Genomic DNA, 12,829 nt, shown 5'->3' on the forward strand with positions numbered 1-12,829 from the left:
GGAGTCTCGTGAACTACCCCCTGCGTCTGAGTGGACAGCGTGTGGTCCTTCGTGAATTCACGCTGGACGACGTCGACGACGCACTGAAGATCATCGGCGATGATCGGGTCACACGCTTCTTGTCCTTCGACAGCCGTAGCGGTGACGAGGCTCGGGCCATGATCGAAGGTGCGGTGAAGCGTGCCCAGGAGTCGCCCCGGACGGAGTTCTACCTGGCGGTGGCGCGCCCCGACGACGACAGCGTGATCGGCTTTGCCCGTATTGCCTTCGCCGGCGTCAAGGCCGGGAAGTTGGGCTACGCCATCGCGGCGGATGAATGGGGCCGCGGGTACGCAACCGATGCCGCCCGGACGCTCACCGACTTCGCCTTCCGAGTCCTCCGACTCCACCGCGTCAGTGCCGCCATCGGCCCGGAGAACCCTGCTTCGATCACGCTGGTGGAACGACTCGGCTTCACCCGGGAAGGAGTCCTCCGGGACCACGTCTTCACCAACGGTTCGTGGCGAGACAGCGTCCTGTATTCCGTCCTCGAGCACGAATGGCAGCCCCAGTAGAAGGCAGCGGACTCCACCGCTCGGGCCCGGGGGCGGCCTCCGGGAAGGCCGGCCGCCCGCGGCCGACCGGGGTCTGGCCGGCGCGGCCGGCCCTGCCACCGACCGGCCTGGTCTCGGCCGACACGGGTTCTTGCCCCGGGCCTTCGCAATGCGGGCCTCGGACCCCGGTGCATAGGGCGAGACCCTGGCTGGATCTGGTGTGTCCAGCACGACACCTGCCGGGAGTCCGTCACCGACGGTGTGGGCCACGGACGCACTGGTTGCTCCTGTTGGCATCACGGGAGCCGCACTGGGATCCGCCTCAGCAACTGCGGGCCGGGCCCGCCATCGTGACTGGTAGCAGCGTATTGATCGATGGCGAGGAAATTGGACTGGACGCGCGTGCGCGCAGGAAATCGTTGAGCACGCGCACCGGAGACGTCGGACACAGGGCCACTCGGGCGTCGAGCGCCGTCTCCCACTGCTCAGTCAGGCCGAGCATGAGGCGTTTGCGCATGCCGATGGTGACGTGGGCGTAGCGCGCCGAGGCCGAGCCGTCGATGTGGCCCATGCGCTCGTCCATGAGGACCTTCTCGGTGCCGAGGTCCTCCATCACAGTCCGGTGGGTGTGGCGGAGGCCATGGGGTGTGAGGCCCTTGGCGATCGGGAGCCAGCAGGCGTCGGCCCTCTCTCGGGCGCCACGTCCTCGCGCCGGGACGCCGGGCCATGGTTCGCCGAGCAGCGGTACGGGCCGGGCCTCCTGCGGCGCCTTCTTCGGGTACCAGCCCGAGACCGCAGGGGTGAACAGCCAGGTCGCGAAACCGTTTCGACGCCAGTGGGCAGCGTGCTCCGACACCATCTCACCCCGCACGAACCCGAGGTCTGCGATGGCCTGCTCCACCCTCACCCGCTTGGCTTCGGTGACGCGGTCGGAGTGGTTGAGGACGTTGGACACCGTGCCCGTGGAAACTTCGGCACGGCGTGCGACGTCGATGAGCCTCGCACTCTGGTGGCCACCAGTACGGGCCGCGCCCTGCCCCCGGAAGACGTAGGTCTTGCCGTGACACGGGCAGGGTTTCGGCTTCGTGCGGGCGACGTGGTTGGCGACCAGGGCCGACAGCCAGTCCATCGCGTCGATGGTGCGGTAGCTGTCGTCCTTGGGCGGACAGCGAACGAGCTCGCCCGTGTCGAGCTCGTACAGCTGCCACTCGACGCGGATCATGCCTGAGCGGGCGAACTCCGTCTCCAGGCCGACGATTTCGCCCCAGCGAATGCCGGTGTACCCCTTGAGCACTACGGCGACGAACTCGTCGTCGCGGCCGGAGAGCAGAGAGGCCCGCTCGGCCGTCAGCAGGATACCGAGAGCGTCGGTGACGACCTTCTCCGGACCGCGGTCGCGGGAGCGGCCAGCGCGCTTTCCGCGCCCTCGCCGCCTGGCCGCCGGGTTCGCCGTGATCAGGCCCTCGTCGATCGCGTCCTCGAAGATCAGGTGGAGCGTCGAGCGCCAAGTCTTGACGCTGGAGGCCGCATACACGGTCTTCTCCTTCTTCTCCCACAGGGCGACGTCCGTGCGCAGGATGCCAGCGAGCGCCTTGTCCTCGAACTCGGGGAGCAGGTGCTCCTCGATGTGGCGGCGGTAGTTCTGCATGGTCGAGGCGGCCAGATCCTGGGCCTCATACCATCGGTTCGCGTACTCGCCGAAGGTCTCCTGGCCAAGTGCCGGGTCACGCCAGTCGCCGCGCCGGTACTTGTTCTCGGCCTCGCTCGCGGCGCGCTGGGCCTCGCCCTTGGTGGCGAACCTGATCGCCTTGCCGCTCTCGTCGACGACCGTGAGGTGCTTGCCTGACGCGATCCTGTACCGACCGCGCCAGTAGTTTCCGCGCTTCTCCGCGAAACCCAACTTCCGTCTTCCTCCCCCGGCTCCTGGCTTGCGGCTGGCGCGGGCACGCTACGCGACGGACTCGTACCGGGTACGGCGCGGCGGACGGGCCCGCAGACGCCCCGTCGTCGAGGCCGCGGTAGGCCGGCGAGGCTGGGTGGCACGGGCTCGTGCGGCGGGAGGCGATGTCGCGGCTGGAACAGCCGCCGCGCCGCCGGCGGATCGTGTCGGGCGCTCTTCATTTAGGCGGACGATCTCGGCGAAGTGTTCGGCGGTGAAGCGGTATGCGCGGCCGACGCGGACATGCGGAATGAGGCTGCGCCGGGCGCGGTCCTTGACCCACCAGGCAGAGCAGCCGAGGGCTTCGGCGATCTCCTCGGAGCGGTAGAGACGGGGCAAGGAGGCTTCATCCTCGGTGCTGGGACGGAGGCGCACGAGGGCAGGGGGCATCGCGGAGTGATGCAAGACACCGTGCGGAGCGGTCATCGGACGGCCTCCTTCGGAGATCTTGAAGCGTTCTCCCGAAGGCTCAGCCGATGACGGCTGCCTTATGCCCCACGCCACCCGCATGCACGCTCAAACCACCCATCGGCGATGGCCTCAACAGCCCGCCGTACACCCCGTCCGTGGACGTGACCACGCCACATAGTTCCCCAAGCTGACGTTCACGGGCATCCTCATAGGGAGCGTGGAGTTGCTCCGTCATGGCCAGCGGACCGGCCACTCCAAGAACGCACGCCCTACTCTCTCACTCCCTAGTCGCCTCTACCGTCGGGCGAGCAGGGCGTACAGCAGGGGGATCCTCGGCTCGTCATCGGGCAACTGCCACCAGCCTTCGCGGGTACGGGCCATGCGGTCCCAGCGGCGCCAGGGGAGCTGCGACGTCTCCCGCAGTCTCTCGATCTGCAGGCCGGCGGTAACGATGGCGTTGACCACATCGTCCAGCCCGTGCATCCACTCGAAGAAGTCCGTCGCGCCCAGGAGGGCCGGACCATCGGTGTACGTGTGGGTGGACTCGCGTTGGATGGCGCCGCTGGCCAGGTAGTCATGGCCGATCGCAAGACTGCTGGCGTGGTGATCGTGGCCAACGAGGTCAGGGCCGTCACCGGTGTGGGGCCGGGGGCGCAGGGCGTTGAGAAGCGGGTGGAACTCGGCGATGTACAGCCTGCCACCCGGGCGCAGGAGTCTGGCAATCGTATTGGCCCACGGCATCAGGTCGGGGAGGTAATACAGGGCCCCCTTCCCGGTGTAGATCACGTCGAACTGACGCCCGTCGAGAACTTCGGCTGCGTCATACACATTGGCCTGGACGTACTCGACAGAGATGTTGGCGCGCTGCGCGAGTTCTCTGGCTGAGGAGACGGCCTGCCCAGAAAGGTCGAGACCTACCGTATGGGCGCCGCGTTGGGCGAAGGCGATGGTCTCGGTACCGAGATGGCACTGAAGGTGGAGAACGTCGCGCCCTTCCAGTTCACCGAGGTCTTCCCACTCGAAAGGGGCAAACCAGCGAGAAGGGTCGGAAGCCTTGCCGTCTTCGAGGCCGTAGTACCTGCTGCCGATGTGGACAGAGGTACGCGCGTCCCAGTTGAGCTCATTGGCTCGCATCATGTCCCGGCTGGCGAGGTTGAGCCCTTCGGATGCCTCATTCATGCCGTCATCCAATCACCGGCCTTCGGGACCACATATCACCTCGGTGATATCACTCAGGCGATGGTCCCGCTCCTACGAACTAGGCATCCTTACAAGCTCGTTCGGCTCGTGTCCGGAGCCGGATGTTGAATGCACCCTCTCCCCGCGAGCAACACCTTGGCGAGCGGGAAGCGCGGCTATTCGCCGCACTGGAACACACCTCACACCGTGTCCGTATTCCCGACACCTGCTGGACGGCCCATGAGGAGGGGCACAACGTGACCACGTTGACGCACCGATGGCTCCCGAGTCGTATGCCGGACGAGACCGATGTGCGACAGGTTTACGGCTTCTGCTTTGACGCCGCCGGCCGGGTTTTGCTGGGAGTGGAGCACGGCGAAAGCCCCGGGCTCCGAATGCCCGGCAGTGAAACGGAAGCAGACGGATACGACTACCTCGCAACGTTGGTCCGAGAGTGCCGAAGCGGGTATCGGGTCACCATCACAAAACCTATCTATCTGGGATATCGACAGGTTCGAGACGAAGACGCCGAATTGACCTATGCCGAACTCTTCTTGGCAGCGCGCATAACCACGTTCCATCGCCGGAGCCCCGCGCTTGGCAGCTGTCGCTCATTCCAGAGGCTGCTGACACCAGTCAGCTATGTTCCCGATCGCCTCGGCTGGGGAGCAGAGGGGTCGCTGCAGATTTCTTCCGCTGCCGCTGTCGCAACTAATGTCTTCGGCCTCGACCTGTCGGTTCTGCACGACGAGATCTATCGGACCTGAGGTGATAGCCGTCCGCCACCAAAACGCTGACGGCTGAATTGACTCTCTCTACTGGTGCGTATCCAAGAACGTGGATGATGCGTGCCCTGCAAGACAGTGGCGCAAAGGATCACACATGTCCGAGTCGGCAGGCTCGGCGAATGAGCGGCGGGAGGGGAGACTTGTGGCATCCGTACCGCACAAACCGATCACTGAGAGTCCAGGCAACGGGCGAGGCAACGTACCAGACCGCGGCATCTTGGTACTTGCCTACGGGCACAGGCGATACCACCGCCAAGCATATTCACTGGCCCTATCGTTGCAGCGCCACTCTCCCGGCATGCATCGCACCCTGGTCACCGACGACGTGCGATGTGTAGCAACAAAGGCGTACGACTCGGTGATCAAGATTAAGACTGGGCAGTCGGATGACTGCCGCCTCAAGCTAAGTCTCGATACGTATGCCCCGTACCCGCGCACCCTCTACTTGGACGCCGATGCTCTTGCAGTCCGCCCCATCGAGCCAGTATTTGACCTTTTCGACAGCTCCGACGTTGGAGTAGTCGGGCGTGACATCACAGCCGACCGAGACGAAATCTGGTACGGGGACGTCGCCTCAATGTGTCGCGCAGCAGGTACAGGCTGGCTACCGAAGTGCAACAGCGGCCTGATCCTCCTCCACTCCACCGATGCAACTCGGCAAGTGTTCGCTCGGGCCCGCGAATTGGTCAACGAGTACACCGAATTGGGGCTGCACACCTTCCGCGGAGGAATCGCCGACGAGCCCCTCCTGGCGATGGCGCTCGCCGAGCAAGGTATCCACGCCCAAGATCTCACTGCTCTCGCATCCGCGACTCCGATCGGCATCAATGGCCCACTGCGAGTCAATGCACTTGCCGGGGCGTGCACATTCGCCAAGCAGGGGACTGAAGTTGAGCCCGCTCTGATCCACTTCGCAGCTGACTACAGCTCGGACTACCGGCTTGCCGGCGCCCACTACAGGCGTGAACGACTCGCGCTTCATCTGTCTCAACGCCTCGGAGCGCCTGACAGGACAGCCCGGATCGCCGCAGGGCTGCGCTACGGCCTTCAGTGCGCAGCGTTCAACACCTGGATCCGCATCGCTGGCCGCGCCCCTCGCGACCCTTCCGACTTCTTCGGCACGGCGAAGCAGCCCCTTGAGGTGTCCCAGTGATCAGCGCCAGAAAGCAATCTTCGTTCAAGGAGAAGAACTTGTGACGCAGGTGCCACAGCCCGGTGAGACTTCGCCGATCCACGAGTCGACGGCCGGGGATCCCGCTTTCCGGATCGCGTTCCTCTTCCACACCAATCTCGACCTGCTCAGCCAGACCCTGCCGCGTTGCCTGGAAGCCCTGACGGCAGGGACTCAGGAGTCTTTCGAGGTGGTACTGCACTGTGACGGGACTCCCCCGCAGACCGTTGCCCAGATCGCCCCACGGCTGGCGCAATGGGGGGTCGACGAGGTGCGAGTACGCCGCCGAGACCGGTTCGTAGCTTCTGGGGACGGATCGAACAACGGGCACCGCAGACTGTTCGACCAGCGCTCCCCGTACCTGATCGTCATCGAAGACGACGTGGTCATGTACCGCACCGATCCGTCGTTCGACGCCTTGTCTGCCTGTCGGCGCCTCTTCGAGAAGCACCCACGGGTTCCCGCGTTGAGCAAGGTGAGCGACTACCACCAGTGGTCCTGGAAGCTCGAAGACGCGGGCGACGAGCTCGAACCTGGCGTGCGCTCCGTCAACCGGCTGTCCACACACTTCATCGCGTACGACCTGCGCCGGTTCACCCCCGTTGCCGATCGTTTTGGAGGCTTCGACCTCGACGTGTTCATCGACCGGGCCGACCTCAGCTACAACTGGGAGGATCTCGTCTCCCACGTCGGCACTACGGGGGATCGCCATATCGCCTTCCCCGAAGGCTGGCCGCTTGAAGTGTTCCACTGCGATCGCAAGGTCGCCCCAGGGTCGATGTACCACACCCAAGATCCCCGGCTGAAGGCTCAAGTCCTCGCCGAGCTGGAGCAACGGTTCCGAGCGGGTCTCGACACGCCCATTGAGGTGACAGCATGACGACCCCTCCGACACGCATCAACTCGTCACGCCCGTATGCCGAGCGCCTGGAGGCGTGGCGTACGCGTCTTGCCGAGAGTCGGCATCTCTCGAGTCGCTTCCGCGACCGGTACTCGATCGTCCTGGCTCAGATGGAAGCATTCGCCATGACGGAAAGCGTCGCAGCAGCACGGGAGGCAGCAGCAGCCGACCCTCATCGAGCCGCTGAGTTACTGGCTGGCACCACCCTGCTCCCGTCAGCAAGCCGGGCCAGCGCGCCTCTCCTCTTCGACGGGGACGCAGACATCGTGAGACTGCTGCGAGAGCTGCTCGCTGAATGTCTCCACCTCGATGACTTCATGGCGGCCCAGCAGCCCTTGGCTCAGACCGCCGTCCCGATCCACCCCTCCCGTAGGGCACGCATTCTCCGAGTCGATGAGCCAGCTTCGTGTGACCTGGTGGCTCTGGTCTGGTCGGCCGGATCCGTCGAGGAGCGGCAGAGGAACGCTGCTCTGATCTCCGGCATCCTCCCTGAGCGGAGTGGTCCGGGTGAGCTGCGGCTCGCCGTCCAGAGCGAGTACGCGCTGGTCCGGACGGAATATTCGGCGGACCCGTGGGTCTTCTCCCCGAACCTCGGCGAGACATTGGAGGATGCGCTGCGCTCGAGGAGGCTCGATTCGCGCAGCCGACGCCGGGTCCTTACCGCCCTGCGACGGCTACGCGAGGCGATGCTGGAGGCTGGCCTGATCTGGCAGGGCTTCGCTCCCCGGAACATGTTTCTCCGAGATGAGGAGATCATCCTCATCGACTTCGAGGAGGTCGTCGACAGCAGCACCTCGCCTGCACGCGCAGCTGAGTACCTGCTGTGGCACAGGATCTTTTTTGCCGACAGCCTGACCGCCGCGGAGGCCGCCGAGCTGTTCGCCGTGGACAGCAATGGTGCGCCCGCCATCGCTGACGATCATCCGCTGCCGGCGGACTCGTTTGAACGGGCGCTGCTCGCGGTCGATACGGTGACGTGGCGGCAACGCCGAGAACTCCTCGGTCAATCCCTACGCCTTGAGAGCCAGCACCGACGCCCTGAGCGACGGCGTGATGGTGGAGTTCTGTACGGACACGAGCTTGGGCACTTTTGGGGCGACTTCCTGCCAGTTGCTCATGAGGTCCGGCTCTTCAGCCATCTGTCCCCGATAGAAGATCCAAACACGCTGGTCGCATGCCTGGAGGCATTCGAGGCCGCGATGGAGGCCGACATCTGCCGCGCCATTCGAGCCAGCTGCACAGGCACCGCCGATGGCAGTGCAATGCGCACAGAGGGGCTCATCGACGCCCTGGATGCTGTTGGCGTGACCGCTCTTGCCGAGGCGCGTCTGAACACGCGGGCCTGGTACCAGCAGCTGACGGCAGACCCTGCTCGTCTCATGGACGAACTTCTCTTTCAGCTCGGCACCAATGTCGGCGGTGTGAGCCAGCCGCTCCTGGACACCTACCTCGTCGGCAGAAGTGGCGCCCGGAAAGGGCATGAGGAGGATCTGGTCGAGACTGTTCGTGTTGGCCTGGACTTCCTGCACGGCGCCGAGCCGGAGCAGCCCTTCCTTCGCTACGCCGAGCCGACCGCACTGAGAAAGGCCATCGCCCAGCCCCTGCCGCGGGAAGGGCTCGGTTTCGACCACGTCCTCGCTGAGGTCAACGACGTCGTTGCCCGTTACTCCATCGGGCAGGGGCACCCCAGGTATTTGGCGTTCCCCGACTCGGGCAACGCCTTGGCTGCCCTGGCCGGCAGCCTTCTCAGTCCGCTCCTCAACCAGAACCTCATAGCCGTCGACCGCAGTGCGCCCTCAGCGACCTTCGTCGAGGCACAGGTCATCGAATGGCTGCGGGAGCTGGTCGGGTACACGACCGTTCCGCTCACCGAACTACGCGGCGTCAAAGACGTCTCTGGGCTCTGGACGACCGGAGGGCATCTGTCCAACCACATCGCGATGCTCGCTGCGCTGGGACACACCTTCCCGGCCGCACGCAAGCATGGCCTGCGAGGGCTCGACACCCAGCCGGCGGTCGTCATGGCAGGGCCGATCGCTCACTACTCGCACAGCGACGCCGCGTTCCACCTCGGCCTGGGCTGGGACGCGATTCTCTCCACCGGCGCCAAGCAGGGCTACACGACCGACCCGGCGGCCGTCGACCGGCTTCTCTCAGATCCCCCGTCCGGTCGTACACCGTTCATGGTGGTTGGAGTGGCCGGCAACTGCCGGACAACAGGACTGGACGATCTTGAGGCGCTCGGTGAGGTCTGCCGCAAGCATGGTGTGTGGTTCCACGTCGACGCCTGTCACGGAGGAAGCCTGATCTTCAACGATCGGCTGCGGCAGCAGCATCTCCGTGGAATCGAGCAGGCCGATTCTGTTTCGCTCGACCCCCACAAGGGCCTCTTCACCCCATACCCCTCGTCGTATGTCCTGTTCCGGGAGCGTGAAGTCCTCACCCAGTTCAGCCGTCACACGACGACTGTCATGGCGGACGACTGCTGGGACCTCGGGTTGATCACCCCGTTCCTCGGATCGCGGGGCTTCCAAAGCCTGCCGACCTGGATGCTGCTGCGTCACGTCGGCACGCGTGCCCTGGGCGCGATGGTGGAGGCTCGGCAGGCTCTGGTCCGCTACCTGGAGAGACGACTCGACGAGACCGGACTGTTCGTTCGTCTCAACGATGTTGACTTCTACCGGATGGCGTTCGTGTTCTGCTCGCCAAGCGTTCGTAGTGCGCTAACCAGCCTGGATGCAGTCGGCAGGCAGCGAGCGGCGAAGATCGTCAGTGCGTACACGTCGCGGGTGAACACAGCCCTGTATCAGGCAGGTGAGGTGTGCTTCGACGAGCACTCGCTCGCCGACCTGGCTGACCGTGTGGGTGCTGGTGCTGGAACCGGCTACACGATCATGGCCACATGCCCGGGTAATCCGCTCCTCACCCGGGCTGATCTGGATGTCGCGGTGGAACGGCTCGTCGCCGAGGCGCAACCGCTCGTCGAGCCGATGCTGGCGGAGATCCGCGGAGAAGCTGTGCACCAGCACGCTCCTCGACTGAGCGGGCCTGCCGGATGGAACGATGGCGAGTGAGCGGCGACGTTGTATCCGCGATTGATCAGTTCCTCACCGATCAGTCCTGCGAGGCAGTTGCCGCATTCGTCTACGGCTCAGTCGCGACGGGCCAAGCGGGGCCGACGAGCGACGTGGACACCTTCGTGCTGCTCGGAGAGCCGTTGCCTGCGCTTGCAGTGCAACATCTCCGGTCGGGCTTCGCCGAGCTCCAGGAACGCCTCGGATATACCCCTGACGCCGTCTATCCGGTGGAGCTGTTCACCGTACAGCAGGCCCATGGGGCGCTTGCCGGGAATGAGGTCAGCCGAGCCATTCATCAGGCCTGCTTTCAAGGGAAGGTCAACTCCGACCTGGCCGAGGCAGATGCCGTGGAAGTCCTTCGGGCCCTACTCGGTGCACGGCTGACCGTGCGCGCCTCCGCGCAACTCGATGAGTTGACCGTGCGTGCCACCCAGGTTCTGACCCGGCACCTGCGCTCCGCTTCTACACCGCCCGAGCGGGAGGTTCTCCGCGCGCTCGGCATACGAGGGAACAACTGACCGCACAGAGGAAGGAAGATCCGTTGGCTACGGAAGATTTCGCATGGAAGGCCTCGCCCGGACAAGTTCTCCCGGCGGACAACCACGTCCACACAGAGTGGTCGTGGGACGCTTCTACGGGGGTCATGGAGAAGGCCTGCGAGGAGGCGATACGGCTCGGGCTGCCGGCTATCTCTTTCACCGACCACGCGGACTTCACCGCCTGGGCGTTCCCTGGTGAGGCGCAGGATTCGTCCGTCGTCCGTGTCATCGACACCCACGCTCACACCGGCCTGTTCGACCTGGACGGGTACTGGGAGTGCCTGGAACGCTGCCGCGACCGCTATCCGGATCTCAAGATCCTTTCCGGCATGGAACTCGGCGAGCCTCATCTGTTCGACAAGGAAATCAGCTCGCTCCTGAAGCGGCGGCACTTCGACCGGCTCCTCGGATCTCTGCACTCGCTGACCGTCGACGGGCAACTGCACTACGCGCCGTTCCTGTTCACGGCCGACAACGCCCAGGAGCTGATGCGCACCTACCTCATCGAGACCCTCAACATGGTCGAAAGCAACGACGTGTTCCAGGTCCTCGCCCACATCGACTACCCGATGCGCGCCTGGCCGAAGGGCGCGAAGCCGTTCAACGCGAACGACTACGAAGAGGAGTACCGGGCCGTCCTGCGTGCCCTGGCCCGCTCGGACAGGGCACTCGAGATGAACACCCAGGGCCCCTGGCCCGCGGCCGAAGTTGTGCGCTGGTGGTACGAGGAGGGCGGATCAGCGGTGTCCTTCGGCAGTGACTCCCACGAGCCGGAGACCGTCGGCCGGAACTTCGCCGCGACTGCGGCCATGGTCGAAGCTCACGGCTTCAAACCGGGCAAGGACCCCATCGACTTCTGGCGCCGATGACCCACCCAGGACAGCAAACGAGGAGATTGCGCATGCCATCGAAGCCAGCACTGGATCGCCTGGTGCCATCGCCGGTGTTCATCCTCAGTTCGATACGTTCCGGGTCGACGCTCCTGCGGTGCATCCTGGACACTCACAGCAAGATCCGGGCGCCGCACGAGCTGCACTTGGCCGATCTTGAGGTCCAGCTCAGCAGCCCCTACATCGAATTGGCGATGCAAGCCTCGAACCTGGAGAAGGACGAGATCGAGCACCTGCTCTGGGACCGCATGCTCCACCGCGAGCTGGCCTTCACAGGCAAGGACATCGTGGTGGACAAGACCCCCGGCAACTTACTGCTATGGCGCAGGCTCGCCGCGTGTTGGCCGCAGGCCAGGTACATCTTCCTGCTCCGGCATCCACTGCACATCCTGGAGTCGTCGCTGGCCGGGAGACCCGAGCAAGATCCCGCACAGACACAGCAGTTGGTGACAACGTACCTCCGGGAACTCGACGCAGCCCGCCGTACCCTCAACGGCGCCACCGTGCGCTACGAGGACCTCACCCGCGATGCGGAGCAGGTGACCCGGGAGATCTGCGCCTACCTCGACGTGCCGTGGGAACCCGAGATGCTCAACTACGGGACCGTGAATCACGGCCCGTTCGTGCAGGGGATTGGCGACTTCACCGAGAACATCAAGAGCGGCGTCGTCCAGCCCGGCCGGAGCCTGCCGGCAGACGCGGATGTGCCGGACAGCCTGATGGAAGCCTGCCGCGCCTTCGGGTACGCGGAGGCCCATCGGTGACAGCCCCGGCGACCACGGGCCAGGGGCCGGACAACGGCACCTCCCCCCTTCAACGACAGGACGCGAGGCAAGAGCAGGCGCGTAGCGTCATGAACGCGTTGCAACCACTCCAGCTGTGGGAGCAGTTCGGTGTACCGAAGCTGTGTGGGGCTATGTCGTACGGCCTGCTGGTTGCCCCCGACATCGACATTGAGATCTACGGTTCTCTACGTGTCGATACCGGGTTCTCCCTCGTGTCCGAGTGGGCCCAAGACCCGGCCGTCGACAGAGTCCTGTTCCTCAACGCAGTCAACGAGCCAGATGCCGGTCTCGGCTGGGAGGTGCGCTACCGGGTTGGCGGCGTGCCCTGGACCGTGCAGATGTGGCTGCTACCCGCCGACTACGACGGGCCACGCTCGGCTGACCTCGTGGAACCCATGCGCGCCGCACTCAGTTCCCAGACCCGCAGTGCGATCCTGCGCATCAAGGAATCCCTCGTGGCAAGCGGCACCGAGTACCGGTCGATCGATGTCTACCGCGCGGTCCTCGACGATGGCGTTAACGACGTTGAGGAGTACGACCGGTGGTGCCGGTCGTACTCCTCAACGGGATTGCTCAACTGGCGCCCACTACCTCGCCGGTAGCAGGAGCCCACGGG

General features: G+C 65.1%; 12 protein-coding genes. 9 read left to right on the top strand and 3 right to left on the bottom strand.

Features of this window, described 5'->3' with window-relative positions; all coding sequences use genetic code 11:
- The first annotated feature begins 8 nt into the window (after nt 1–8).
- Nucleotides 9–554 (top strand): GNAT family N-acetyltransferase, encoded by a 546-nt coding sequence (locus H4N64_RS05435; RefSeq protein ID WP_222108570.1) that lies wholly within the window; start codon nt 9–11, stop codon nt 552–554.
- 301 nt (nt 555–855) lie between these two features.
- Here H4N64_RS05435 and H4N64_RS05440 read toward each other — a convergent pair whose 3' ends face one another.
- The 3 genes from H4N64_RS05440 to H4N64_RS05450 form a co-directional block, all read right to left on the bottom strand.
- On the bottom strand, nt 856–2,433 hold the full coding sequence (locus tag H4N64_RS05440) for a LacI family DNA-binding transcriptional regulator (RefSeq protein ID WP_260859544.1): 1,578 nt from the start codon (nt 2,431–2,433) through the stop codon (nt 856–858).
- A gap of 48 nt (nt 2,434–2,481) precedes the next feature.
- Nucleotides 2,482–2,862 carry a MerR family transcriptional regulator gene (locus tag H4N64_RS05445; protein WP_186281052.1) on the bottom strand — a complete coding sequence of 127 codons (381 nt, stop codon included), beginning with the start codon at nt 2,860–2,862 and terminating at the stop codon, nt 2,482–2,484.
- A 315-nt stretch (nt 2,863–3,177) separates the two neighbouring features.
- On the bottom strand, nt 3,178–4,062 hold the full coding sequence (locus H4N64_RS05450) for a class I SAM-dependent methyltransferase (protein WP_260859545.1): 885 nt from the start codon (nt 4,060–4,062) through the stop codon (nt 3,178–3,180).
- A 257-nt stretch (nt 4,063–4,319) separates the two neighbouring features.
- On the opposite strand from H4N64_RS05450, the gene H4N64_RS05455 reads away from it, so the two are divergent.
- From H4N64_RS05455 to H4N64_RS05490, 8 genes are all read left to right on the top strand, one after another.
- Entirely contained in the window at nt 4,320–4,829 is a 510-nt protein-coding gene (locus H4N64_RS05455) for an NUDIX hydrolase (RefSeq protein ID WP_186280944.1), read from the top strand.
- A gap of 319 nt (nt 4,830–5,148) precedes the next feature.
- Nucleotides 5,149–6,003: a hypothetical protein gene (locus H4N64_RS05460; RefSeq protein ID WP_186280945.1), complete on the top strand. Its 855-nt coding sequence runs from the start codon at nt 5,149–5,151 to the stop codon at nt 6,001–6,003.
- A gap of 40 nt (nt 6,004–6,043) precedes the next feature.
- Complete coding sequence (locus tag H4N64_RS05465) at nt 6,044–6,901, top strand: glycosyltransferase family A protein (protein ID WP_222108571.1); 858 nt, start codon at nt 6,044–6,046, stop codon at nt 6,899–6,901.
- Nucleotides 6,898–9,996, top strand: coding sequence for a pyridoxal phosphate-dependent decarboxylase family protein (locus H4N64_RS05470; RefSeq protein WP_186280946.1), 3,099 nt, complete (start codon nt 6,898–6,900; stop codon nt 9,994–9,996). The genes H4N64_RS05465 and H4N64_RS05470 overlap by 4 nt, the downstream gene beginning before the upstream one ends.
- Complete coding sequence (locus H4N64_RS05475; protein WP_186280947.1) at nt 9,993–10,517, top strand: nucleotidyltransferase domain-containing protein; 525 nt, start codon at nt 9,993–9,995, stop codon at nt 10,515–10,517. The genes H4N64_RS05470 and H4N64_RS05475 overlap by 4 nt, the downstream gene beginning before the upstream one ends.
- 23 nt (nt 10,518–10,540) lie before the next feature.
- Nucleotides 10,541–11,407 (top strand): histidinol-phosphatase HisJ family protein, encoded by an 867-nt coding sequence (locus H4N64_RS05480; protein WP_186280948.1) that lies wholly within the window; start codon nt 10,541–10,543, stop codon nt 11,405–11,407.
- A 32-nt stretch (nt 11,408–11,439) separates the two neighbouring features.
- On the top strand, nt 11,440–12,192 hold the full coding sequence (locus tag H4N64_RS05485; protein ID WP_186280949.1) for a sulfotransferase family protein: 753 nt from the start codon (nt 11,440–11,442) through the stop codon (nt 12,190–12,192).
- 89 nt (nt 12,193–12,281) lie between these two features.
- Nucleotides 12,282–12,815, top strand: coding sequence for a hypothetical protein (locus H4N64_RS05490; RefSeq protein WP_186280950.1), 534 nt, complete (start codon nt 12,282–12,284; stop codon nt 12,813–12,815).
- Nucleotides 12,816–12,829: the final 14 nt, after the last annotated feature.

The sequence above is a fragment of the Streptomyces cupreus genome (genome assembly GCF_014257025.1).
GTDB classification, from domain to species: domain Bacteria; phylum Actinomycetota; class Actinomycetes; order Streptomycetales; family Streptomycetaceae; genus Streptomyces; species Streptomyces cupreus.

Bases quoted from the DNA above. Each gene is read 5' to 3' on its own strand.
- H4N64_RS05445 (WP_186281052.1), bottom strand. From the start codon at position 2,862: ATGCCCCCTGCCCTCGTGCGCCTCCGTCCCAGCACCGAGGATGAAGCC.
- H4N64_RS05450 (WP_260859545.1), bottom strand. From the start codon at position 4,062: ATGAATGAGGCATCCGAAGGGCTCAACCTCGCCAGCCGGGACATGATG.
- H4N64_RS05460 (WP_186280945.1), top strand. From the start codon at position 5,149: ATGCATCGCACCCTGGTCACCGACGACGTGCGATGTGTAGCAACAAAG.
- H4N64_RS05470 (WP_186280946.1), top strand. From the start codon at position 6,898: ATGACGACCCCTCCGACACGCATCAACTCGTCACGCCCGTATGCCGAG.
- H4N64_RS05485 (WP_186280949.1), top strand. From the start codon at position 11,440: ATGCCATCGAAGCCAGCACTGGATCGCCTGGTGCCATCGCCGGTGTTC.
- H4N64_RS05490 (WP_186280950.1), top strand. From the start codon at position 12,282: ATGAACGCGTTGCAACCACTCCAGCTGTGGGAGCAGTTCGGTGTACCG.